Here is a 21801-nt window from a genome sequence, read left to right as displayed (position 1 = left end):
TTTTGCCGTCCTCTAACCTCGGTCGGCGCGGGCGTTTACCCGTCGCTTTCTAGCGTCGGAGACATGAAGATCCTCGCGCTTTGCCTCGGCGCCGCCGTACTGCTGACGGCCTGCGGTGGTGGCGGCTCTGCCGTCCCGTCGCCGGTGCAATCGTCCTCCGCGGCGCCGACGTCCACTGCTCCCACACCGTCGTCCCCCACACCGTCGTCGCCGCAGCCGTCGAAGCCGGTGGCGACCGAGTCGAATCCGCCGGGGGACATCCCGGACAACCAGGCCTTCGTCGCGTTCCAGGGCGCGGGCTTCTCGGTGAAGGTGCCGGAGGGCTGGGCGCGCACGGTCACCGGTACGGCGACGTCGTTCACCGACAAGCTGAACCGGATCGAGACCGCACCGTCCAGCGTGCCGTCGGCGCCGTCGACGCAGTCGGTGACGAGTACGGTCGTCCCGGAGCTCGGGCGGAGCGTGCCGCGGTTCGCGATGGGCAAGGTCAGCGAGATCACCCGGGCTGCCGGAAGGGTCGTGCTGGTCACGTACCAGGGGGACTCGGCGCAGGATCCGGTGACCGGCAAGGTCGTCCGCGACGCCTTCGAACGGTACCTGTTCTACCGCGGCGGCAAGCAGGTCGCGCTGACGCTGATCGGGCCGGTGAACGCCGACAACGTCGATCCGTGGAAGACCGTCTCCGACTCGTTCCGGTGGGCGTGATGGCGGACGACGTGTTGTGGTGCGACGACCTGTACCGGTTCTACCGCTCGGGGGACGAGGAGACGCTGGCGTTGCGCGGTGTCAGCCTGCGGGTCGCGCGGGGCGAGGTGGTCGCGGTGGTGGGGCCTTCTGGTTCGGGTAAGTCGACGTTGCTCGCCTGTCTGGCCGGGTTGGACGAGCCGGACGGCGGTGCGGTGACGCTCGGCGGCGAACGGATCAGCCACCGGCCGGAGGCCGAGCGGGCGCGGATCCGGCGGCGTCGCCTCGGTGTGCTTCTGCAGTCCGGCAATCTCCTCACGCACCTGACGGTGCGGGCGAACATCCAAGTGGTCCAGGCCCGGACCAAACCGCCGGCACCTGCCGGGGTGGAGGGGAAGGGTGGACAGCGGGGTGAACGGCCGGGTGAGCGGCCGGGTGAGCGGCCGGGTGAGCGGCTGCGTGCTGAGGAGTTGCTTGAGTGGGTTGGACTCAGGGAGCGGGCTGGGGCGTTGCCGCGGGAGTTGTCCGGTGGGGAGTTGGCGCGGGCCGGGTTGGCGGTTGCGTTGAGCAACGATCCTGACGTGTTGCTGGCCGACGAGCCGACGGGTGAGCTTGACGGGCGGACCGAGCAGGTGGTGCTGGATCTGATCCGGGGCCGGGCTCGGAACGGGCGTGGGGTGTTGCTGGTGACCCACAGCCCGGCGGTGACGGCGATCGCCGATCGCGTGATCGCCTTGGCCGACGGGAGGATCGCGGTATGACGCTCGTTCGCTGTACGGACGTCGCGCGGACCTTCGGGCGGGGTGACCAGGCAGTGGTCGCGGTACACGGCTGCACGTGTGCGGTCGAACCGGGGGCGCGGATCGCGATCACCGGCTCGTCCGGTTCCGGCAAATCGACGCTGCTGCACGTGCTGGCCGGCCTCGAAGCCCCGACGGGCGGGACGGTCGAATGGCCGGAGCTGGCAGACAGCGCGGTGGAGCGTTCACGCGACATCGCTGTCGTCTTTCAAGGACCGAGTCTGCTGCCGGCGTTGACGGTTGCCGAGAACGTGAGCTTGGCCGCCGTACTCACGGGAACGGACGAGGCCGAGGCCGATCGCCGCGCGACGGCGGCGATGGAAACGGTCGGCGTCGCGGCCTTGGCCGGGCAGCTCGCCGACACGTTGTCCGGTGGGCAAGCCCAGCGGGTGGCGATCGCGCGGGCGATCGCGCTCCGGCCGCGGCTCGTGCTCGCCGACGAGCCGACGGGCCAGCTCGACGCGGACACCGGTACGCACGTTCTCGACGTACTGCTGGCGGCTGCCGCGGAGACCGGCGCCGCCCTGGTCGTGACGACGCATGATCCGGCCGTTGCCGGCCGCCTCGACGAGCAATGGCAGATGAACGACGGCCGGCTGCTGGTGCCGGCGACGGAAGGTGTCCGGTGATGATGCTCTGGTTGCGTGGCCTGGTTCAGCACCGGGCGTGGCGGTTGCTGGCGACTGCGGCGGGGGTCGGTCTGTCGGTCGCCTTGGTCGCGGCGATCGGTGCGTTCCTGACCGCTTCGAAGGCGACGATGACAGCTCGCGCGGTGGCGACGGTCGCGGTCGACTGGCAGGTCGAGGTCCAGCCCGGCGGCGATCCCGCGGCCGTCCTGGCCGCGGTCCGTCAGACGCCGGGGATCGGCACCGCGTTGCCGGTCCAGTTCGGTCGTACGACGGGATTCCAGGCCACCACCGCCGGCTCGTCGCAGTCCACCGGGCCGGGCGTCGTACTCGGGCTCCCGAAGGACTACCGCGCGGCGTTCCCGGGCGAGGTACGGCAGCTGACCGGGCGGTCGGACGGCGTACTGCTGGCCCAGCAGACCGCGGCGAACCTGCATGCCGCGCCGGGCGACACGATCAGGATCGGCCGGCCCGGGCTGCCGGCCGTGAGCGTCACGGTGGACGGTGTGATCGACCTGCCGCAGGCCGACTCGCTGTTCCAGAAGGTGGGCGCGCCGCCGCAGTCGCAGCCGTCCGCGCCGCCCGACAATGTCGTACTGCTGCCTGCCGACCGCTTCGCGCAGCTGATGGGCCCGGTCGCCGCGGTCGATCCGCAGGCGATCACGACCCAGGTCCATGCGCACCGTACGGCGCCCCTGCCGCACGCACCGGCGGCCGCGTACACGGCGGTCGTTGGTGCCGCCCACAACCTGGAGGCGGCGTCGGCGGGGTCGGCCGTGGTGGGGGACAACCTCGCGGCGGCGCTCGACGCGGCCCGGAGCGACGCGGCGTACGCGCAGATCCTGTTCCTCTGCCTCGGACTTCCCGGCGCCGTGCTGGCAGCATTGTTGACGGCGGCGGTGGCTGGGTCCGGAGCTGTCCGAAGGCGGCGTGAGCAGGCGCTGCTGCGAGTGCGCGGGTTCGGCGTTCGCCAGGTCGTCGTGCTGGCGGCGGTCGAGGCTGTCCTGGTCGGGGTAGTCGGAGGCGTTCTGGGAGTGGTCGCGGCGGCGGCGGTCGGGCGGATCGCCTTCGGCAGTACGTCGTTCGGCGCCGGGGCCTCGCTGTTCTGGTTCGGGATCGCGTTCGGCGCCGGCCTGGTGATCGCCGGGCTGACCGTGTTGCTGCCAGCGGTCCGCGATCTGCGCGGTAGCAGTGTGGTCGCGGCGAGGCGGCAGGTCGAGCGGACGCGCAGCCCGTTGTGGATGCGGCTGGGGCTGGACGTCATCTGCCTGGTCGTGTCGCTGCTGGTGTTCCGCGCGTCGAGCAGCAACAACTATTCGCTGGTGCTCGCGCCCGAGGGCGTACCGCAGATCTCGGTGTCGTACTGGGCGTTCTTCGGTCCGGCGCTGTTGTGGATCGGCGGGGCGCTGCTGCTGTGGCGCCTTGCCTGGCTGGCGTTGGCGCATGGGCGCGGGGCATTGACCGTGCTGGTACGACCGTTGACGGGACGACTGGCGCGGACGACCGCGGCGAGCATGTCGCGGCAGCGCACGCCGCTGGTGCGGTCCGTCGTACTGCTGGCGCTGGCGATCTCGTTCGCGGTGTCGACGGCGACGTTCAACGCGACGTACCGGCAGCAGGCGGAGGCCGATGCGGTGCTGACGAACGGCGCGGACGTCACCGTCACCCAGTCGCCGGGAGTCGTCGTCGGCCCCTCCGCAGGTAACGCGCTGGCGGCGATTCCCGGTGTACGCCGGGTGGAACCGCTGCAGCACCGGCTCGCGTACGTCGGGTCGGATCTGCAGGACTTCTACGGCGTACGGCCGGACTCGATCGCCGCGTCGACGGCGTTGCAGGACGCGTACTTCGTCGGCGGTACGGCGCAGGCGCTGCTGCAGAAGCTGTCGCAGCGGCCGGACTCGATCCTGGTCAGCGACGAGACCGTGAAGGACTTCCAGCTGTCGCCGGGAGACCTGATCCGCCTGCGGCTGCAGGACAGCCGGACGAAGCGCTTCAAGACGGTCGCTTTCCACTACGCCGGGATCGTGAAGGAGTTCCCGACCGCGCCGCGGGACAGCTTCTTCGTGGCGAACGCGGCGTACGTCGCGAAGGCCACCGGGAGCGACGCGATCGGGTCGTTCCTGCTGGACACCGGCGGTAGCAACCAGGCCGCGGTGGCGGCCGCCGTACGGGCCAAGCTCGGCGACTCGGCGAAGGTCACCGATCTGACCCAGGTCCGGGCGCAGGTCGGGTCGAGCTTGACGTCGGTTGATCTGGCCGGCCTGACCCGGTTCGAGTTGGCCTTCGCCGTACTGATCGCGGCCGGCGCGGGAGGTCTGGTGCTGGCGCTCGGGCTGGCCGAACGGCGCCGTACGTTCGCGATCGCGACCGTGCTCGGCGCGCGCCGGGCGCAGTTGCGCGGGCTGGTGCTGAGCGAGGCCCTGGCCGTGACGGTCGGCGGGCTGATCGGTGGAGCGCTGGTGGCGTGGGGGTTGTCGGGGATGCTGATCAAGGTGCTGACCGGTGTGTTCGATCCGCCGCCGTCGACGGCGGCCGTGCCGTGGCCGTACCTGTCGGCGACGCTGGTGGTCGCGGTGGCGGCGATCGCGGTCGGTGCGTTGGCCAGCGCGCAGCGGTCGACGAGGCCCGCGGTCGAGGAACTGCGGGAGCTGTAACTCAGCTTGTCCTCAGTTGGCGGGTTTTACCTTCGGGGGTGTGAGATCCACGGCCGTACGTACTCCGGTGGTCATCGTCGAGGACGATGACCGGATCGGGGGGTTGCTCGAGCGGGCGTTGACCGGGAACGGGTACGAGGCGTTCTGGGCCCGGACCGGGCGGGGCGGGCTGGCGGTGGCGCGTCGGGAGCAGGCCGAGGTTGTCCTCCTGGACCTCGGACTGCCCGACGTCGACGGGGTGGAACTGGCGCGGCGGTTGCGGGCGGAGTTGCCGGGGCTGTTGCTGGTGATGCTGACCGCGCGCGGCGAGGAGATCGACATCGTGTCGGGGCTGGACGCGGGCGCCGACGACTACCTGGTGAAGCCGTTCAGCCTGACCGTGTTGCTGGCACGGCTGCGGGCCCACCTTCGGCGTCGGCCGGCGCCGCGGGTCGAAGGGCCGGTGGCGATCGCGGACCTGACCGTGGATACGGCCGCCCGTCGTTGTACGGTCGCCGCCGCGGAGTTCCCGCTGCGTCCGAAGGAGTACGAGCTCCTGGAGACGCTGGTCCTGAACGCCGGCGCGGCGCTGTCCCGCGAGGACCTGATGGCGACGGTCTGGGACGAGAACTGGTTCGGCTCGACGAAAACCCTCGACGTCACGATTGCCGCCCTTCGCCGCCGCCTCGAGTCCGCGCGGGCCGCCGTACCGTCGCTCCGGCTGCCTACGGTGTCGACGCTCCGCGGCCACGGCTATCGCCTGGATCCACCCGCGACGAGCTGAGCAGGTGGACCACCGTGGCGAGTAGACACAACCAGGTCACCGCCACCGTCCACCCGGCGAGTACGTCGGTCGCCCAGTGGTAGCCGAGGTACACCCGACTCAGCCCCATTGCGATGCTCAGCACCACCGCCAGCGCCGTACCGGCGATCTTCACCGCTCGGGTGACAGCCGTGTACCAGAGCAGTCCGGCGAGCAGCCCGAAGAAGACTGTGCCGCTCAGTGAGTGCCCGGACGGGAACGAGAACCCGGTGTCGATCGTGCCGATCACGAGATGCGCGTCCGGCCGGTGCCGTCCGATCAGGACCTTCAGTACGTAGGTGAGGATCGCCGCGCCCGCCATCCCGGCGGCGAGTACGACGGCCGGGCGCCAGCGGTGGGTGCGCAGCCGGATCAGGGCCGCGACCACCACGGTGAGCGCGGTGAGGACGGGCACCTGGCCGACGAACGTGATCGCGCGGGCGAAGAAGCTGAGCACATCGGTGCGGTGGGCAACGAAGTTCGCGGTCAGCCGCGGATCGAAGGCGGCCAGACCGTCGCCTTCCACGGCCGAGTCCGCCTGGACGACGAACGCGAACGTGCCCAGCGCGGTGAGCAGCAGACCTACAGCGGCCCGTGGTACCACCAAGGGTCAGCCGCCGTCGGGGTCGAGGCGGTAGCCCATGCCGCGTTGGGTCTGGATGGCGTTGCGCTCGAAGGGGGCGTCGAGTTTGAGGCGCAGGTAGCGGATGTAGACCTCGACGACGTTCGGGTCGCCCTCGAAGGCCGGGTCCCAGACGCTCTCCAGGATCTCGGACTTGCTGACGGTCTCGCCGCGGTGCCGCATCAGGAACTCGAGCAGGCCGTACTCGCGGCGGGTCAGCACGACCTCCTGGCCGGCGCGTTCCACCCGGCGCCGGACCGGGTCGAGCAGCAGGTCGCCGGCGGTCAGCACGACCGGGCGTTCCGGCGCGCCGCGGCGGATCAGCGCGCGCAACCGGGCGACCAGCACGATGAAGCTGAACGGCTTGGTCAGGTAGTCGTCGGCGCCGAGGTCGAACGCGTCGGTCTGGTCGTAGTCGCCGTCCTTCGCGGTCAGCATCAGCACCGGCGCCCAGACGCCGCGTTCGCGGATCTGCTCGAGCACCTTGTACCCGTTCAGCTTCGGCAACATGATGTCGAGCACGATCACGTCGTACGGATTCTCGGTGGCCGCCCAGACGGCGTCCTCGCCGTTGTGCACGACCTCGACCACGAACCCGTCCTCGGTCAACCCGTGCCGAACCGTCTCGGCCAGGGGGACCTCGTCCTCGACAATCAGTACCCGCATGTTTCCAGTGTCCTGCCAGATTGCTGAGAGCAACCTGAGTCAGGGTGTCGGGAGCGGCAACGTGACCGTTGCGACGGTTCCCTGTGAGGCGGCTGGGGTCAATGTGACGGTGCCGTGATGCGCCCTGGCGATCTCCTGGACGATCGACAGCCCGAGTCCGGACCCGCCGCTGGCCCGCGCCCGGCTGGTGTCGAGCCGCACGAACCGCTCGAACACCCGCTCCCGGTCGCTCTCCGGGATCCCGTCGCCGTCGTCTTCGACCGTGACGACCGCCTGCCCGTCCTGCTCGGAAGCGCTCAGCCGCACCGTGCTGTGCGCGGCTGTCGCCGCGTTCTCGACCAGGTTCCGGATCAGCTGACTGAGCCGCAGCGGATCGCCGACGACCCGGACCGGCCGGACGTCGGCCCGCACCTCGAGCCGCCGTGCCGCCCGGAGCCGCCGTACCTCGGTGTCGACCAGGTCGTCGAGGTCGACGTCGGAACGATGCAGCGGGAGCGCGGCGTCGTCGGCCTTCGCGAGCAGCAGCAGGTTCTCCACCAGCCGCTGCATCCGGTCGGCCTCGCCCCGCATCAGCTCGTGCAGCCCTTCCCACGCCTGCCCGCGGGACGTCGGCTCGATCACGTCCAGCCCGGCCGACATCGTCGCGAGCGGCGACCGGAGCTCGTGGCTGGCGTCGGCGACGAACCGCCGCTGGTTCGCCTGCCCGGCCTGCAACCGGTCGAGCATCTCGTTCATGGTCGCGGCCAGCCGCGCGATCTCGTCGTCGGTCTCCGGCACCGGGACCCGCTCGGTCAGGTCGCTGGACTCGATGCCCTGCACCCGGGACCGGATCCGTTCCACCGGCCGCAGCGCCTGCCCCGTCAGCAGCCAGCTGGCCGTGCCGACCACGATCAGCAGCACCGGGAACCCGAGCAGCAGGTACTGCGTGACGGTGGCAACGGTCGCCCGCTGCGTCTCCACCGACGACGCGACCACCGCGGTGTACGTCGTACCGCCGTATTCGACGCCGCGGGCAACGATCAGGTAGTCGTGATCGTCGTCCAGCAAGGGCATTTCGCCGACCTCGGCCCGCAGTACCGTCCCCGCGGCCGGCCGCAATCTGGTCAACGGTACGGTCTCCGCGCGCGCCGACGAGGCCGCGACCACTTGCCCGGAACTGTCCAGCACCTGCACGATCTGGCTGGCCCTCGTCGTCTTCGCGAGATCCGCGCTGATGTTGCCGACGCCTTCCTCGCTGACCTGGGCGGCGACGTCGGCGACCCGCCCGTCGGCGGCGTCCGAGGCCGCGCTGATCAGCGCCCGTTGCAGGAGCAGCAGCAGTACGCCGGCACCGAGCGCCATCGCCGCCGCGACGACGACGATCGCGGCCGCGGTCGATCTGCTCCGTACACTCGCACGACGGAGCCGGGAGATCGACGGCAAACCGGTGCTCCTTCCCGAGACGTGCCCTCGGGCAATTCTCGTCGGCGCGACCTGAGTAGCACCTGAGTCCCGCCGACTCAGCACGCTCTCAGCGCCCCGTGCCTAGCTTCGAAAGGTGACACCCGAAGAGCACCGCACCGAGTCGCTGTCCGGCTGGGGCCGCACGATGCGCCGTACGTGTGAGGTGCGGCGACCGACGTTCGACGGCGGGCTGGTCGACGCGGTCCTGGGCGCGCCGCGCCTGACCGTACGCGGCGCCGGGAAGAGCTACGGCGACGCGGCGCTCCCGGGCGACAACGTGGTGCTCGACCTGACGGCGTTCGACCGGATCGTCTCGTTCGACGAGGGCAACGGTGTCGTGGTCGTCGAGGGCGGGGCCTTGCTGAAGGACGTGATCGACCAGACCCTCCCGATCGGCTGGAAGCTGCCGGTGGTTCCCGGGACCGAACGGATCACGGTCGGCGGCGCGATCGCGTCCGACGTCCACGGGAAGAACCACCCGGGCGCGGGGTCGTTCGGGCAGCACGTGCTGTGGATCGCCTTGCTGTGTTCCGACGGCACGATCGTGCAGCTGTCGGCCGGCCAGGACGCCGACGGATTCTGGGCCACGATCGGCGGGATGGGGCTCACGGGCGTGATCCTCCGGGCGGCGATCCAGCTGCAGCGGGTGGACACCGGCTGGATGATCCGGAACCGCCGCCGGACCCGTTCGCTGGAAGAGACCGTCGCGGCGATGCGCGCGGGCGCCACCCGGCAGGAGTTCGATCCGGAGCGGCACGTCGTCGCCTGGCTGGACGCGCACGCCCACGGCGCGAGCCTCGGCCGCGGCATCGTGGACGAGTACTACGGCGCGTCGACGCTGGACCTCCCGGGCGCCGTCGCCCCGTTCCCCGAGACCAGGTCGCCGAGCACCCGCACCCGCCGATCGCTGCCCGGGCCGGGCGTGGTGACAGGCGCGACGATCGCCGCCGCGTCGGCCGCACGCTGGCACCTCAGCCGGTCCGCGAACTCGCAGCTCGTCGCGATGCGCTCCGCGTTGTGCCCGCTCGACCGCGCCGACGGCTGGCCCGCCGCGTTCGGGCGGGGCGGGCTGGTGCAGTACCAGTTCGCCGTACCGCCCGAAGAGATCGGCACCATCCACGAAGTACTCGCGTACCTCGGCACGCACGGGCCGACGCCGGCGCTGGCGACGTTGAAGAACCTCGGGTTCGGTACGGCGGGCGCGCTGTCGTTCCCGATCCCGGGCTGGACGCTCGCGGTCGACCTCCCGGCGCGGCACCTGCGGCCCGGGTCGATGCACCCGATCGACAAGCTGGTCGCGGGCGCCGGCGGGCGGGTGTACCTGGCGAAGGACGCGGTGACCGACCCGGAGCTGATCCCGTTGATGTACCCGCGGTTGCCGACCTGGCGACGTACGCGGCAACGGCTCGACCCGGCCGGGCGCTGGACGTCCGGGCTCGCCGAGCGCCTGGGACTGCTGTCATGACTGCTGCGGTGGGAATGGGCTCCGTCCTTCTTGTCGGCGGTTCCTCCGAGATCGGAATGGCGGTCCTGACGCAGCTGCTCGGCCCCGCGCCGCGGCACGTGATCCTGGCCGGCCGCCCGAGCGGCGAGCTCTGGCGCAACGCCGAGAAGCTCCGGGACGCGGGGTACCCGGTGGACACGACCGAGTACGACGCGTCGCTCGACACCGGCGCGCTCGACGGGATGCTCGACCAGCTGTGCGCGGAACACCCGCTGGAGCTGGCGATCGTCGCGGTCGGGTCGATGGCGACGACGTCGTTCGCGGAGGGGTTGCTGGTGAACGGTACGGCGGTCTCGCTGCTGCTGCAGGCCCTGGTACGGCGGGCGCCCGAGCAGGTCGTGCTGCTGTCGTCGGCGGCCGCGGTCCGGCCGCGGGCGTCGATCGCGGCGTACTCGCTGGGCAAGCAGCTGGCGGACTCGACGGCGCTGCTGCTGGCGCGGCAGTCGGCGGTGCGGGTGCTCGTCGTACGGCCGGGGTTCGTGACGACGCGGATGACGCAGGGGTTGGCGAAGCCGCCGTTGTCGACGACGCCGGAGCGGGTGGCGCGGCGGGTCGCGGCGGCGGTCGAGCTGCACAAGGCGGTGGTCTGGGTGCCTGGTGCGATGGGTCTCGCGATGCGGGTGCTGAGTCTCGTGCCGCGCAAGCTGCTGCCGGCGGCGTGGCGATGAAGCGGCGCCGGTTCCGGAAGCGGTGGATAGCGCTGGCCGTCTGCTTGTTGTTGGTCGTCCCCGCGGTTTCGTACGTGCGGGCGCTGCTCTATCCGGGGAACGCGAGCTTCAGCGTGCGGACCGTCGAGTGGTTCCGTGATCACGGCGGCGGCGGTCTGATCGACGCGATCGAGACCTGGAAGTACTCGCACCAGCAGCCGCCCGCCACCGGCGCTCCGATCGACGTCACCGTCCCCGCGCCGGTCCCACCGCCGGCGACAGGCAGGCCTGGAGTACGCCCGACGTCCGCCGGGTTGCCGGTCGTCCACCTCCTGCCGGGCGTGCCCGCGCTGCCGCAGGAGGGCGTCTGGTCGACGGCGCGTCAGTCGACGACCGGCGTACCGCTGATCTGGACGAGCTGGTTCCGGACCGACCCCGGCCATCTGCCGGTGACGGCCGCGGCCGCGCTCCTGCCGCGGAGCACCTACCACCTGCACCTGAACCCCGGCACCCGCGAGCCGATCGTGGGGATGAAGTCCAGGAGCGGGTACTCCGTCCCGCAGGCGGACCGGCCGAACCTGGTCGCGACGTTCAACGCCGGGTTCAAGATGAACGACTCGCACGGCGGCTGGTGGACGACCGACTCCGCCGCCATTCCGCTGGTCGACGGGCGCGCGTCGGCGGTGATCTACCGCGACGGCTCGGCCCGGATCGGTACCTGGAACCAGACGGTACGGATGACCAAGGACGTCGTCGCGGTCCGGCAGAACCTCGACCAGGTGATCGTCGACGGTCAGATCGTGCCCGGGCTGACGGCGAACGCGAACGGGCGCTGGGGAACCGTTCGCAGCCAGTTCCAGTACACCTGGCGGTCCGGGCTCGGGACCGATGCCCACGGCAACCTGATCTACGTCGTCGGCAGCAAGCTCACGCTCGCCACGCTGGCCGCGGCGATGCACCAGGCCGGCATCGTGCAGGGCATGGAGCTCGACATCCATTCCGCGATCGTCAGCTTCGACATCGAGCAGCCCGGGCCGAACGGCACGGTCACCGGGCATCGCCTGCTGCCGTCGATCAGCTCTCCCGCCAACCGCTACCTGGTCGACGACCAGCGCGACTTCTTCTATGTGACGGCGAAATGACCAGCGTTCTCGAGACTGTCCGGCACGAGAGTACGGCCAGGTCGCTGCTGCGGCTGAGCCGGCCGCAACAGTGGCACAAGGCGGTGATGCTGTTCGCGGCACCGGCCGCCGCGGGTGCGTTGGAGTCGCCGGGCGTGGTCGCGCGGGCGGCGGTCGCGGCAGCCGGGTTCATCCTGCTGTCGGTGGCGATCTATGCGTTCAACGACATCCGGGACGCGCCCGACGATCGTCGGCATCCGCGCAAACGGTCGCGGCCGGTCGCGTCCGGTGCGCTGAGCCCGCTGGTGGCGGGGGTGTTCGGAGTGACGGCCGCGCTGCTGGGGCTCGCTGTCGTGAGCGGGCTCGGTTGGCGGACGTTCGCGCTGGCAGCGGCGTACCTGGTCGCGCAGGTCCTGTACGTCACCGGGCTGAAGCACGTAGCGGTGATCGATCTGGTCATCGTCGCTCTCGGCTTCGTGCTGCGTGCGGCGGCGGGCGGTACGGCGACCGGGCTGCCGGTGTCGCACTGGTTCCTGCTGGTGTCGTTGTTCGGGGCGATGTTCCTCGTCACCGGCAAGCGGAAGGCCGAGCATCACTCGGCGGGCAACGCGGTCAGCCGACCGGTGCTGGCGGCGTACCCGAGTTCCTGGCTCGACCAGGTGATGACGGTCGCGCTGCTCGGGACCGCGCTGTCCTACGGGATGTGGGCGTTCCAGTACCTCGGTCACGACGTGTACCGCGAGCTGCTCGCGATCTCGTTCCTCCCGTTCTTCACCGGGCTGCTGCGTTACGCGCTGCTCGTGTCGACCGGGCGTGGGGAGGAACCCGAACACGAGATCTTCCGCGACCGCGTGCTGCTGGTCGCGGGCCTGAGCTGGGCGGGGCTGCTGGGGGTCGGGTTGTACTGCGCTTGATACGCGTCGCGTAGTACCGTGGGCGGATGCAGGCGAACGATTCGCAGACGCTGGTGCTGTCGGTGCTGGCGGACGGCCCGAAGCACGGCTACGCGATCAACAACGCGATCGAGGAGCTGACCGGGCAGCGGTTGGGGGCCGGCAGCCTGTACGGCGCGCTGACCCGGTTGGAGGCCAAGGGCCTGATCGAAACCCTGGAAGAACAGGGCCGCCAACGCCCGGTCCAACTCACGCCCGCCGGCCGCGAGGTCCTCGAAAAAGAACTCCGCGCAATGGCAAAGCTCGCCAACGCCGGCCTCCGCAACCTCGGAGTACACCCCACATGAACGCCGCACAGGTGTTGGTGCGGTGCTATCCACGGGCGGTTCGGGAGCGGTGGGGTGGGGAGTTGGTGGGGGAGGTCGAGCGGGTCGGGTGGCGGGGGATGCCGCAGTTGGTGTGGGCGGTCGCGGGGATGTGGTTGCATCCGGCGATCTGGCCGGCTGATTCGATGGTGGAGCGGCGGCGGCGGGTGGCGGCGCTTGGGGTCGTGGTGACGGCGGCCGGGTGGTTGACGGCGCATGCGGTGCTCGAGCTGACGGGGGCTGTGCCGCGGGGGCTGGCGCACTCGTGGCGCCTGACGGCGTGCGACACGCTGACGTTTCTCGGGTTCCTGCTGGCGTTGCCGGTGCCGCGGCTGCGTTCGGTGGTCCGGTTGGCGGTGCTCGCGGTACGGCGGATCGCCTTGCCGGTGGGGATCGGGGCGGCGGTGGTGTTCGTCGTCCACCGGGATCTCGCCGTACCCGCCCTGGTGAAGCTCGCCGTGGTCGCCGCCTGGTGGTTGGCGTTGATGATGGTCGCCGGGCAGGTGATCCGCACGGTCGCGGACGTCGACCTCGCGGCCGTCGCCGTACCAAGCCCCCGCCGCCTCCGCCTCGGCCTGTGGACCACGGCCGCGGGCCTCGCCGGCAGCGGCCTGACCCTCCTCACCGCCAGCGGCAACCTCACCGGCGTACTGGCCGGCGCCACCATCCTCACCCTCGCAGCCGCCGTCAACGGCACAGTCCACGACCTGACCGAAGTACGCACCACCTGACCCGGCTCACCGCAGCGTGGCAGCTGGGTATTTGGTGTGCAGCGCGGTGATGGTGGTGGCTGGGGTGTTGCGGGTGCTGTGGTCCAGGAAGGCTGTGACGTAGTCGTTCTGGATCGCGACGGCCTGGCGCGGGTTGATGGAGCCGAGGCTGATCAGGCTGCGGAGTGGTGGGCCGATGAAGTACAGGTCGTAGTCGGTGAAGTTGAGATGATGGGCACCGGAGACGACGACCTGCCAGTGCGGGCCGGTGCTTGCCTTGAGCAACTTCGAGGCGACGGCCTGTTCGCCGCCCTGGTCGGTGGCTTTCGGGCCGCAGGCGCCGGTGGTGCAGGAGTCCTCGGCGCCGAGGATCATGAACGGCTTCGCGAGCCCGGCGTCGACCACCTTGCCGAACTGCGTCCCGTCGAGGTCGACCGCTCCGGCGCAGCGCGCGTCCACCCGGCACGCCTCCAGCGACGACGCCCCGCCGAACGAATGCCCCACGTACGCGACCTTCGGCTCGAGCTTCCCGCCGAACTGCCCGGTCTGCCCGAGCGCCAGCACCTGATCGGCGACGAACCGGGCGTCCGTCGCCCACTCGGTCGCCAGCCGGTCGCCGGTCCGCTGGCCCTCGCCGCTGTGCTGGCCGGCGTCCGGAGGATTCCCCTCCCGGGTCGACCGGACGGCCTGCCCGCCGAGCACGGTGAGGTTCGCGCTGTACGTCGGGGTCAGGCCCGCGACGACGTACCCGTGACTCGCGATGCTCTCGGCCAGCGCGCTGTACTGCGGTGCCGCGAACCCCAGGCCCGGCTCGAGCACCACGACCGGGAACCGTCCGTCCGCCACGGCCGCGCCCTCGATCGACCGCACCCGGATCTTCCCGAAGTCGGTCTCGAACCACCCGGCCGGCGCTCCGAACGCGAGCTTCGACCAGAGCCCCGGGGCGTACGCCGGATGCGGCCCCTGCGCGTCCGCCGGCGCCGGGTACCACAGCCAGACGGACAGTCGCCGCGGGCCGTGGTGCGGGTCGAGCGGATCGGTCCGCCCGGTGTCGACCCACTCGAAACTCGTCCGGCCGACCTGGTACTTCCCGGTCAGCGCCGGCAGCACCACCTGCCGCGCGCCGAACGCCGCCATCGCCATCACGTACCAGGCCAGCAGCACCAGCACGCTGCCGATCCCGATCAGGACCCGTCGCCTCCATCGATGTCTCCGCATGCCGGCCATAGTACACACTGCGTACTACGCGATGCGTACTAGCACTCAGCTAGTACTCAGGTAACCGTGGGTACCTTCCAGCCATGGCACGGCTCGTACGTCGGATCGGGAGGCGTGCCCTGGCGGCGCTGCTGCTCGGGTTCCTCACCCACGCCGCCGCCACTCCGGCGCTCGCCGTGCCCGATGCGGCGCCTGTCGTGGTGCTCGGGGTGAGTGGGCTGACGTGGTCGGACGTGTCGACGAGTGCGACGCCGGGTTTGTGGGGGCTGGTGGGGGACTCCGCCGTGGCCGCTGTCTCGGTGCGGACGGTGGCTGTGGTCGGTTGTGCGGCGGACGGGTGGCTGACGTTGAACACCGGCGTACGGACGGACGCGCCGCGGAGCGAAGGCGGCGGTTGCGTCGCGCCGGCGGAGTTGATGGGGCAGGGGACTGTGTCGCGGTGGTCCGACATCGGGCTGCTGGGCAGGCAGTCGTCGTACGATCCGGAGTTCGGACTGCTGGCGGCGGGCGCGGCGCGTCACGGGTGCGCGAGTGCGGTCGGTCCGGGGGCGGGGCTTGCGCTTGCTGATGCGCGTGGTCAGGTGGCGCGCTACAGCCCGGACCTGCAGACCGCGGACCTGACAGCTTGTCCGCTGACCGTGGTCGACGTGCCGTCGAGCGGGCTGGAGGCCGCGATCGCGAAGGTGCGTGCGGCGGCGCCGTCGGCCGAGCTGGTGGTCGTGGGGCTGCCCAACGGATCGGCTCCGCATCTGCAGGCGCTGGTCGTCCATGGCAGCGGTACGGGTCTGCTGACCGCCAACTCGACGCGACACCCAGGACTGGTGCAGCTCACCGACCTGACGCCGACGATCCTGAACGCCCTGGGCGTCAGCACCCCCGACCGAGCGGTTGGTTCGGTACTGTGGACAACGCCCGGCGCGCCGCACCAGGCGGCGCAGTTCGATCGGGCGGCGCAGACGATCGATCGGAACGTGACCGCGTTCTACTGGCTCGTCGGGATCGGGGCGCTGGTCGCCGGCGGGCTAGTGATCGCGTTCGGGCGGCCGCGGTGGTTGCTGCTCGTGAGTGCCTCGTTGCCCGTAGCATCGTTCCTGGCGAATCTCCTGCAGTGGTGGCGATTCTCCGCCGCGTCACTCGTGCTGTGGATCGGCGTGATCGGCTGGGCGGTCGTCGTCGGGACGGTGGCCAGGTTCGGTCCGTGGCGGCGGCAGCGGCTCGGGCCGGCCGGGTTCGTGGCGGCGGTGACGGCGGTTGTGCTGGCGGCGGATGTGGTGACCGGGTCGCGGCTGCAGTTGTCGAGTCTGTGGGGGTTGTCGCCGCTCGACGCGGGACGGTTCTACGGGGTCGGGAACGTTGCTTTCGGCGCCTTCGCGATGTCGGTCCTGATCGCCTGTGCGTGGGTTGCCAGCGTGGCGCCTCGGCGCCGGGCCGTGCTGAGCATCGCCGGGATCGGCCTCGCGGCAGTGCTGGTGGACGGCTGGCCGTCGTTCGGCGCCGACTTCGGCGGAGTGCTCGCGCTGATCCCCGGCCTCGCGCTCCTCGCGGCGGCCGTCGCCGGAGTACGGGTCCGCGCCCGCTGGGTGCTGATCGCCGGCGCGGCGGCGATCGCGGCGGTCGTGGGCCTCGCCCTGGCCGACTGGTCACGAGGACCTGGCCGCCGGTCGCACCTCGGGAACTTCGTGCAGCAGGTGATCGACGGCACCGCCGGCAGCACGCTGCATCGCAAGCTCGACGCCAACGTGCAGTCGTTCGCGGGCCGCCCGTGGCTGGCTGTACTGGTCGCACTCGTCGTCCTGCTCACCGCGTACGTGGTGATCCGGCCTGGACGGAGAGCCACCCAGCTGTTCGAGACCGAGCCGGTCCTGCGCTCGTGTGTCGCGGCCTGCCTGGTGGCAGCCGTCGTCGGTCTGGCCGCCAACGATTCGGGCGTGATCGTGCTCGGCATCTGTTGTGCCGTGGCGCTCCCGCTCCTCGTGGACGCTATGCGGGATTCGGCGACGCCAGCCCTACGTCGTACGCGAAAATGACGGCCTGAACGCGGTCCCGCGCGCCGATCTTGGCGAGCACTCGCCCGACATGGGTCTTCACGGTCGACTCGGACAGGTGCAACCGGGCGGCGATCTCCGGGTTGGTCCAGCCGCGGCCGATCGCGATCAGGATCTCGCGTTCGCGGTCGGTCAGCGCGCGGAGCTTCTCGCTGTCCGGCGCGGCGCTGGGCAGCTGGTAGGCGTACGTGTCGAGCAGCCGCCGGGTCAGCGCCGGCGCGATGATCGCGTCGCCGGCCGCGACCGCGCGGATGCCGCCGAGCAGCTCCTCGGGGCGCGCGTCCTTCAGCAGGAACCCGCTCGCCCCGGCCCGGAGCGCGGCGTGCGCGTACTCGTCCAGGTCGAACGTGGTCAGCACCAGGATCCGCGAGCGATTGCCGCTGGCAACAATCCGCCGGGTGGCCTCGATCCCGTCCATGCCGGGCATCCGGATGTCCATCAGCACCACGTCGGGGCGCAGCTCGGCGGTCCGGCGGACCGCTTCCGAACCGCTCTCGGCCTCGCCCGCGACCTGCGTCTCCGGGACGGACTCGAGCAGGATCCGCAGGCCGAGGCGCTGCAGCGGCTGGTCGTCGACGATCAGTACCGTGGTCATGGGGTCCCTTGCGGTGCGAGGTCGAGCTCGGTCTGGACACGCCACCCGCCGGCCGGAGTACGCCCGGTCCGGACGACGCCGCCGTACAGCGCGGCCCGCTCCCGCATCCCGATCAGGCCTTGCCCGGCCGCGGATTCGGGGACGAGCGGTACGCCGACCGGCCCGGTGTCCTCGACCCGGATCCGCAGCTGCTGCTGGACGACTTCGAGCGACACCTGCGCCTCCGTGTCCGGCCCGGCGTGCTTGAGCGTATTGGTCAACGCCTCCTGGACGATCCGGTACGCCGCCAGCTGCAGACCGCGGTCGGCCGGGAACTCGCCCGCGGTCCGGTAGCTGACCCGCGGCCCGGCCAGCCGGAACCGCTCGCACAGCGCGTCGACGTCCGCGATCCCGGGCTGCGGGCTGAGCTCCGGTACGACGGTGTCGTCGCGGAGCGCGCCGAGCGTCCGGCGGAGGTCGTTCAGCGCCTCGCGCCCGGTCTCGCCGATCAGCGTCAGCGCCTCGGCGGTCCGTTCCGGATGCACCCGGACCGCGTACGCGCCGCCGTCCGCGAGCCGGATGATCACCGACAGGTTGTGGCCGAGGATGTCGTGCATCTCGCGCGCCACCCGGGCCCGCTCACCGGCGACGGCGAGCAGGGTGCGCTGGTCGCGCTCGATCTCCAGCCGGGCGGCGCGGTCCCGGAGCCCGGCCAGCTGCGAGCGCCGGATCCGGACCACCAGACCGAGCGCGATCGCCGCGGTCATCGCGCTGACCAGGAAGAACGCGATCTCGGCCACCGACACGATCGGCGCGATCCGGACCACGGCGAACGCGAACGCCGCGATCGTGATCGCGCACGCCCAGAGCAGCCGGCGCAGCGAGCTGTGCAACGTGAGGCTGTAGAGCGCGATCAGCAACGCGACATCCGCCCGCAGGAACACGAGCAGCGACCACTGCACGGTGAAGGCGACGGCCGTCAGGACGAACGCGGTCATCGGCGCACGCCGCCGTACGAACAACGGCAGCACCAGACCGGCCTGGAGCGCGATCATGGCCCACCTGGGAGGCTCGGCGAACGGACGCGCCAGCTCCCGCGGATCGACGCCGCGCAGCAGGTCCGGTACGCAGAACAGCAGCACGACGCCGAGCACCACGAGCGTGTCGAGAACCCACGGGCGGGCACGGTCCGCGCGGCGCAGCCGCCGGGCGACCTGGCTGAGGCGGACCACCCACGGGTGCCGCCAGAGCGGATCAGGATCGACCGGCGGCACCTGGCCACCAACCACCGTCACGACTCCATTGTGACCGTCGGGGCGCATGGTAGGAGACTGCTCTCAGCTACCACTCAGGCGTCGCTGCGCGACAACCGCCACGCCGCCCCCGCCAGCGCCAGCGCGGTCCACGCCGCGAACACCAGGAATCCCGGTCCTGCCGACAGCGTGTGCGGTCCGTGCTGCAGCGAGTACATCGACTCGCCCGCGACACTCGGCAGGTACGGCTGGATCGCGTTGTGCCACGACGTCGGCAGCAGCGAGATCAGCCCCGGGATCAGCATCAGGGCCGCCACCAGTACCGAGATGGCTCCGGCCACCGACCGCAGCAGTGCGCCGAGCGCGACGCCGATCACGCCGACCAGGCAGAGGTACACGGTCGCCCCGAGCAGGCTCCGCAGGACCCCGCTGCTCGAGATCGTCAGCGCCGCGGGCGTGTTGTGCAGGATCCCGCTGTCCACGAGGAACGCCACGAACGTGCCGACCAGTGCGACCACCAGCGCCACCACGCCGTACACCGTTGCCTTCGACCACAACACCGGCAACCGGCGCGGTACCGCGGCGAGGGTGGAGCGGATCGATCCGGTGGAGTACTCGCCGGCCGTCACCAGCACGCCGAGCACCCCGAGCGCCAGCTGGGAGATCGGTACGCCGAACAGCGACAGGCTGAGCGCTGTCGAGTCCGCGAAGTCCGGGTCCATCCGCCGGCCCGAGGTGAACGCGGAGTGGTAGCGCCAGGCCGCGACGATGCCGAAGAAGAGCAGGAACAGCAGGGCCAGGCCGAGCGTGATCCAGGTGGACCGCAACGACCACAGCTTGGTCGACTCCGACCGCAGCACGTGCGCCCCGGTGACCCGGTACACCGGTTTCGTGGCGGCGGCGGGTGGTTTCTGCGCGACGGCGGTCATGCGGCACGCTCCTTCAGGTCGGTCGTGCCGTGGTACACCACGTCGTCGCGGGTGAGGTCCATGAACGCCTGCTCGAGCGACACCTGCACGGTGGTCAGCTCGTAGAGCGCGATCCCGTGCTCGGCGGCCGTCGTACCGACCGATCGTGCCGTCAGGCCGGTGATCTCGAGCTGCTCGGAGCCGGCGCCGACGATCTGCACGCCCGGCCCGGCGAGCGCGTCCCGCAACCTCGAAGGCTCCGCGGTCGCCACCCGTACGGCGTCACCGCCCGACTGCCGGACCAGCTCGTCGACGCTCGTGTCAGCGAGCAGTTTGCCGCGGCCGACGATGATCAGCCGGTCCGCGACCAGCGCCATCTCGCTCATCAGGTGCGACGAGACGAACACGGTCCGCCCCTCGGCGGCGAGCCGGGTGAGCAGGTTGCGGATCCACAGCACGCCTTCGGGGTCCAGCCCGTTCACTGGCTCGTCCAGCATCACGGTCGCCGGGTCGCCGAGCAGCGCGCCGGCGATGCCGAGCCGCTGGCCCATGCCGAGCGAGAACTGACCGGCGCGCTTGTTCGCGACCGACTGCAGACCGGTCAGCTCGATCACCTCGTCCACCCGGCGGCGCGGGATGCCGTGCGTCTGCGCCTGGGTGAGCAGGTGGTTGAAGGCGGACCGGCCGGGATGCACCGACTTCGCCTCGAGCAGCGCGCCGACCTCCTGCAGCGGCGACGGGTGCTCCCGGTAATGCTTGCCGTTCACCGTCACGGAACCGTGGGTGGGCGCGTCCAGGCCGATGATCAGTCGCATCGTGGTCGACTTCCCGGCGCCGTTCGGCCCGAGGAACCCGGTGACGGCGCCCGGGCGGACCGTGAACTCCAGTCCGTCGACCGCCGTCGTCTCGCCGTACCGCTTCGTCAGCTGTTTCGCTTCGATCATGGAGCCAAGGTAGGAAGTCCAGGCCCCCGGAACCGTAGTACCGGGGGCCTGATCTTCCGGAGTGCGTGGTACCGCGGTACTACGTCAGCCGAAGGTCTTCAGCAGTGCCGTGATCGCGGCCTTCTCGGCGGTCGGGTCCTTCTTCTCGCGGACCGAGGTGAACAGCGCGTCGTTCTGGCTGTCGATGAAGCCCCAGGCCTTGCCGTCGAGCGGCTGGAGCTTGCCCTGGTCGTCGTCCCACGCCTTCTCGTAGGCGTTCACGCCCTGGTTCAGCGTGGCCTGGTCGCCCTTCGCGAGCGCGGCGTCCATGCCCTTGACGATGGTCCGGAAGTGCCGCACGTCGACGGCCGGGAAGTTCGCGAGCGCCTGCTTCGAGCTGAGGTGCAGGTTCGCCGCGGGGTTCGGGCCTTCGCCCTCGGCGGCCGCGTTGGCGTGCGGCTGCGCGGACGCCCAGTTCAGCACGACTCCGGCGGCGACGGCGGCCAGCGCCATCACGCCGACCATCGGCCATTCGAGGTGCTTGCGGTGGTACTTCGGCGTCCGCTCGCGCTGCTCGTGGCCCTCGATCACGTCGGACTTCGTCATCGTCAGGTACACGACGGTGGCGAGGATCGCGGCCAGGAAGATCAGGCTGGTGACCAGCGTGCCGAGGCCGAGGCCCTTGTCCGGGACCTTCGGGGAGGCGAGCCAGTCGCCCAGGTTCGCGCCCAGCGGGCGGGTCAGGATGTACGCCAGCCAGAACGCCAGCACCGGGTTCCCGCCCATCCGCCAGCAGCCGACGATGATCGCGATCAGCGCCAGCGGGAGGAGTACGGACACACCCGGGCTCCAGCCGGTCAGCTCGAGCGTCCAGTCGCCCGCCGCCGTACCGAGCGCGAAGGTGACCAGCACCGCCAGCCAGTAGAAGGCCTCGCGGGGCTTGCTGACGATGCTGTGGATCGACAGCGTGCGTTCACGGGCCCACCAGATCCCGAACACCACCGCGAGCGCGACCGCGAACACCGAGGTGCTGATCCACAGCGGTACGCCGAGCTGGTCGGTGAGGATGTCGGTGTACAGCGTGCCGGTGACGCTGACGACGACAACGGTGAGCCAGTACGCCGCGGGCTTGTACCGCGAGGTGCTGAACTGCCAGATCAGGACGGCCGCGAACACCACGGTGAAGATCACCGCGGTCATCCCCAGCCCGACACCCAGCTGCATGTTGATCCAGTCCGCGAAACTCTCGCCGACCGTCGTACAGAGAATCTTGATCAGCCAGAACCAAATAGTGACTTCGGGCACCTTGTTCAGCAACACCCGAGGGGTCGCTGTGCGGGTTGCGGTGTTGGTAGTCATGCTGC

Annotated in this window: 21 protein-coding genes; 12 read left to right on the top strand and 9 right to left on the bottom strand. The window is 71.0% G+C overall.

Features of this window, described 5'->3' with window-relative positions; genetic code table 11:
• The first annotated feature begins 63 nt into the window (after positions 1 to 63).
• From ACFV9C_RS06265 to ACFV9C_RS06245, 5 genes are read left to right on the top strand one after another with little or no spacing between them, the layout of a single operon-like run.
• Positions 64 to 705 carry a hypothetical protein gene (locus ACFV9C_RS06265; protein WP_380191025.1) on the top strand — a complete coding sequence of 214 codons (642 nt, stop codon included), beginning with the start codon at positions 64 to 66 and terminating at the stop codon, positions 703 to 705.
• Positions 705 to 1445, top strand: coding sequence for an ABC transporter ATP-binding protein (locus tag ACFV9C_RS06260; protein WP_380191024.1), 741 nt, complete (start codon positions 705 to 707; stop codon positions 1443 to 1445). The genes ACFV9C_RS06265 and ACFV9C_RS06260 overlap by 1 nt, the downstream gene beginning before the upstream one ends.
• Positions 1442 to 2113 (top strand): ABC transporter ATP-binding protein, encoded by a 672-nt coding sequence (locus tag ACFV9C_RS06255; protein ID WP_380191023.1) that lies wholly within the window; start codon positions 1442 to 1444, stop codon positions 2111 to 2113. The genes ACFV9C_RS06260 and ACFV9C_RS06255 overlap by 4 nt, the downstream gene beginning before the upstream one ends.
• A complete protein-coding gene (locus ACFV9C_RS06250; RefSeq protein WP_380191022.1) occupies positions 2113 to 4764 on the top strand; it encodes an ABC transporter permease in 2652 nt (883 codons plus the stop codon). The genes ACFV9C_RS06255 and ACFV9C_RS06250 overlap by 1 nt, the downstream gene beginning before the upstream one ends.
• A 40-nt stretch (positions 4765 to 4804) precedes the next feature.
• Entirely contained in the window at positions 4805 to 5527 is a 723-nt protein-coding gene (locus ACFV9C_RS06245) for a response regulator transcription factor (protein WP_380191021.1), read from the top strand.
• Here the strand turns inward: ACFV9C_RS06245 and ACFV9C_RS06240 are convergent.
• From ACFV9C_RS06240 to ACFV9C_RS06230, 3 genes are read right to left on the bottom strand one after another with little or no spacing between them, the layout of a single operon-like run.
• Positions 5469 to 6149: a phosphatase PAP2 family protein gene (locus ACFV9C_RS06240; protein ID WP_380192294.1), complete on the bottom strand. Its 681-nt coding sequence runs from the start codon at positions 6147 to 6149 to the stop codon at positions 5469 to 5471. The two genes, ACFV9C_RS06245 and ACFV9C_RS06240, sit on opposite strands and share 59 nt — an antisense overlap.
• A 6-nt stretch (positions 6150 to 6155) precedes the next feature.
• Positions 6156 to 6833, bottom strand: a complete 678-nt coding sequence (locus ACFV9C_RS06235; RefSeq protein WP_380191020.1) for a response regulator transcription factor — start codon at positions 6831 to 6833, stop codon at positions 6156 to 6158.
• A 39-nt stretch (positions 6834 to 6872) separates the two neighbouring features.
• Positions 6873 to 8255 carry an ATP-binding protein gene (locus ACFV9C_RS06230; protein WP_380191019.1) on the bottom strand — a complete coding sequence of 461 codons (1383 nt, stop codon included), beginning with the start codon at positions 8253 to 8255 and terminating at the stop codon, positions 6873 to 6875.
• A gap of 115 nt (positions 8256 to 8370) precedes the next feature.
• Between ACFV9C_RS06230 and ACFV9C_RS06225 the strand changes: the two genes are divergently transcribed.
• The 6 genes from ACFV9C_RS06225 (at position 8371) to ACFV9C_RS06200 (ending at position 13537) form a co-directional block, all read left to right on the top strand.
• On the top strand, positions 8371 to 9741 hold the full coding sequence (locus tag ACFV9C_RS06225) for an FAD-dependent oxidoreductase (protein ID WP_380191018.1): 1371 nt from the start codon (positions 8371 to 8373) through the stop codon (positions 9739 to 9741).
• Positions 9738 to 10448: an SDR family NAD(P)-dependent oxidoreductase gene (locus ACFV9C_RS06220; RefSeq protein ID WP_380191017.1), complete on the top strand. Its 711-nt coding sequence runs from the start codon at positions 9738 to 9740 to the stop codon at positions 10446 to 10448. Before ACFV9C_RS06225 ends, ACFV9C_RS06220 begins: the two co-directional genes overlap by 4 nt.
• Positions 10439 to 11569, top strand: a complete 1131-nt coding sequence (locus ACFV9C_RS06215) for a phosphodiester glycosidase family protein (RefSeq protein WP_380191016.1) — start codon at positions 10439 to 10441, stop codon at positions 11567 to 11569. Before ACFV9C_RS06220 ends, ACFV9C_RS06215 begins: the two co-directional genes overlap by 10 nt.
• Positions 11566 to 12462: a decaprenyl-phosphate phosphoribosyltransferase gene (locus tag ACFV9C_RS06210; protein WP_380191015.1), complete on the top strand. Its 897-nt coding sequence runs from the start codon at positions 11566 to 11568 to the stop codon at positions 12460 to 12462. The genes ACFV9C_RS06215 and ACFV9C_RS06210 overlap by 4 nt, the downstream gene beginning before the upstream one ends.
• Positions 12463 to 12488: 26 nt before the next feature.
• Positions 12489 to 12788 carry a PadR family transcriptional regulator gene (locus ACFV9C_RS06205; RefSeq protein ID WP_380191014.1) on the top strand — a complete coding sequence of 100 codons (300 nt, stop codon included), beginning with the start codon at positions 12489 to 12491 and terminating at the stop codon, positions 12786 to 12788.
• A gap of 65 nt (positions 12789 to 12853) precedes the next feature.
• Positions 12854 to 13537: a hypothetical protein gene (locus tag ACFV9C_RS06200; RefSeq protein WP_380191013.1), complete on the top strand. Its 684-nt coding sequence runs from the start codon at positions 12854 to 12856 to the stop codon at positions 13535 to 13537.
• Between the two features lie 6 nt (positions 13538 to 13543).
• Here the strand turns inward: ACFV9C_RS06200 and ACFV9C_RS06195 are convergent, their stop codons facing one another.
• The gene (locus tag ACFV9C_RS06195; protein WP_380191012.1) at positions 13544 to 14734 is read right to left on the bottom strand and encodes an alpha/beta hydrolase family protein; all 1191 of its coding nucleotides are present in this window, start codon (positions 14732 to 14734) and stop codon (positions 13544 to 13546) included.
• Between the two features lie 83 nt (positions 14735 to 14817).
• On the opposite strand from ACFV9C_RS06195, the gene ACFV9C_RS06190 reads away from it, so the two are divergent.
• On the top strand, positions 14818 to 16761 hold the full coding sequence (locus ACFV9C_RS06190) for a hypothetical protein (RefSeq protein ID WP_380191011.1): 1944 nt from the start codon (positions 14818 to 14820) through the stop codon (positions 16759 to 16761).
• Here the strand turns inward: ACFV9C_RS06190 and ACFV9C_RS06185 are convergent.
• From ACFV9C_RS06185 to ACFV9C_RS06165, 5 genes are all read right to left on the bottom strand, one after another.
• Positions 16715 to 17374 (bottom strand): response regulator, encoded by a 660-nt coding sequence (locus ACFV9C_RS06185; protein WP_380191010.1) that lies wholly within the window; start codon positions 17372 to 17374, stop codon positions 16715 to 16717. The two genes, ACFV9C_RS06190 and ACFV9C_RS06185, sit on opposite strands and share 47 nt — an antisense overlap.
• A complete protein-coding gene (locus ACFV9C_RS06180; RefSeq protein WP_380191009.1) occupies positions 17371 to 18648 on the bottom strand; it encodes a sensor histidine kinase in 1278 nt (425 codons plus the stop codon). The genes ACFV9C_RS06185 and ACFV9C_RS06180 overlap by 4 nt, the downstream gene beginning before the upstream one ends.
• 53 nt (positions 18649 to 18701) lie before the next feature.
• Entirely contained in the window at positions 18702 to 19535 is an 834-nt protein-coding gene (locus ACFV9C_RS06175) for a hypothetical protein (protein WP_380191008.1), read from the bottom strand.
• The gene (locus tag ACFV9C_RS06170; RefSeq protein ID WP_380191007.1) at positions 19532 to 20458 is read right to left on the bottom strand and encodes an ABC transporter ATP-binding protein; all 927 of its coding nucleotides are present in this window, start codon (positions 20456 to 20458) and stop codon (positions 19532 to 19534) included. Before ACFV9C_RS06170 ends, ACFV9C_RS06175 begins: the two co-directional genes overlap by 4 nt.
• Before the next feature lie 84 nt (positions 20459 to 20542).
• Entirely contained in the window at positions 20543 to 21796 is a 1254-nt protein-coding gene (locus ACFV9C_RS06165) for a hypothetical protein (protein ID WP_380191006.1), read from the bottom strand.
• Positions 21797 to 21801: the final 5 nt, after the last annotated feature.

The organism is Kribbella sp. NPDC059898 (assembly GCF_042730855.1).
Lineage (GTDB): Bacteria > Actinomycetota > Actinomycetes > Propionibacteriales > Kribbellaceae > Kribbella.
The sequence above is the reverse complement of the archived record's forward strand: the minus strand, read 5'-3'. Positions and strand labels throughout refer to the sequence as shown.

Excerpts from the sequence above, each read along its gene's own strand:
- ACFV9C_RS06165 (WP_380191006.1), bottom strand. The coding sequence starts at position 21,796 with ATGACTACCAACACCGCAACCCGCACAGCGACCCCTCGGGTGTTGCTG.
- ACFV9C_RS06170 (WP_380191007.1), bottom strand. The coding sequence starts at position 20,458 with ATGATCGAAGCGAAACAGCTGACGAAGCGGTACGGCGAGACGACGGCG.
- ACFV9C_RS06190 (WP_380191011.1), top strand. The coding sequence starts at position 14,818 with ATGGCACGGCTCGTACGTCGGATCGGGAGGCGTGCCCTGGCGGCGCTG.
- ACFV9C_RS06185 (WP_380191010.1), bottom strand. The coding sequence starts at position 17,374 with ATGACCACGGTACTGATCGTCGACGACCAGCCGCTGCAGCGCCTCGGC.
- ACFV9C_RS06255 (WP_380191023.1), top strand. The coding sequence starts at position 1,442 with ATGACGCTCGTTCGCTGTACGGACGTCGCGCGGACCTTCGGGCGGGGT.
- ACFV9C_RS06175 (WP_380191008.1), bottom strand. The coding sequence starts at position 19,535 with ATGACCGCCGTCGCGCAGAAACCACCCGCCGCCGCCACGAAACCGGTG.
- ACFV9C_RS06250 (WP_380191022.1), top strand. The coding sequence starts at position 2,113 with ATGATGCTCTGGTTGCGTGGCCTGGTTCAGCACCGGGCGTGGCGGTTG.
- ACFV9C_RS06235 (WP_380191020.1), bottom strand. The coding sequence starts at position 6,833 with ATGCGGGTACTGATTGTCGAGGACGAGGTCCCCCTGGCCGAGACGGTT.
- ACFV9C_RS06195 (WP_380191012.1), bottom strand. The coding sequence starts at position 14,734 with ATGCGGAGACATCGATGGAGGCGACGGGTCCTGATCGGGATCGGCAGC.
- ACFV9C_RS06260 (WP_380191024.1), top strand. The coding sequence starts at position 705 with ATGGCGGACGACGTGTTGTGGTGCGACGACCTGTACCGGTTCTACCGC.
- ACFV9C_RS06265 (WP_380191025.1), top strand. The coding sequence starts at position 64 with ATGAAGATCCTCGCGCTTTGCCTCGGCGCCGCCGTACTGCTGACGGCC.
- ACFV9C_RS06210 (WP_380191015.1), top strand. The coding sequence starts at position 11,566 with ATGACCAGCGTTCTCGAGACTGTCCGGCACGAGAGTACGGCCAGGTCG.
- ACFV9C_RS06205 (WP_380191014.1), top strand. The coding sequence starts at position 12,489 with ATGCAGGCGAACGATTCGCAGACGCTGGTGCTGTCGGTGCTGGCGGAC.
- ACFV9C_RS06220 (WP_380191017.1), top strand. The coding sequence starts at position 9,738 with ATGACTGCTGCGGTGGGAATGGGCTCCGTCCTTCTTGTCGGCGGTTCC.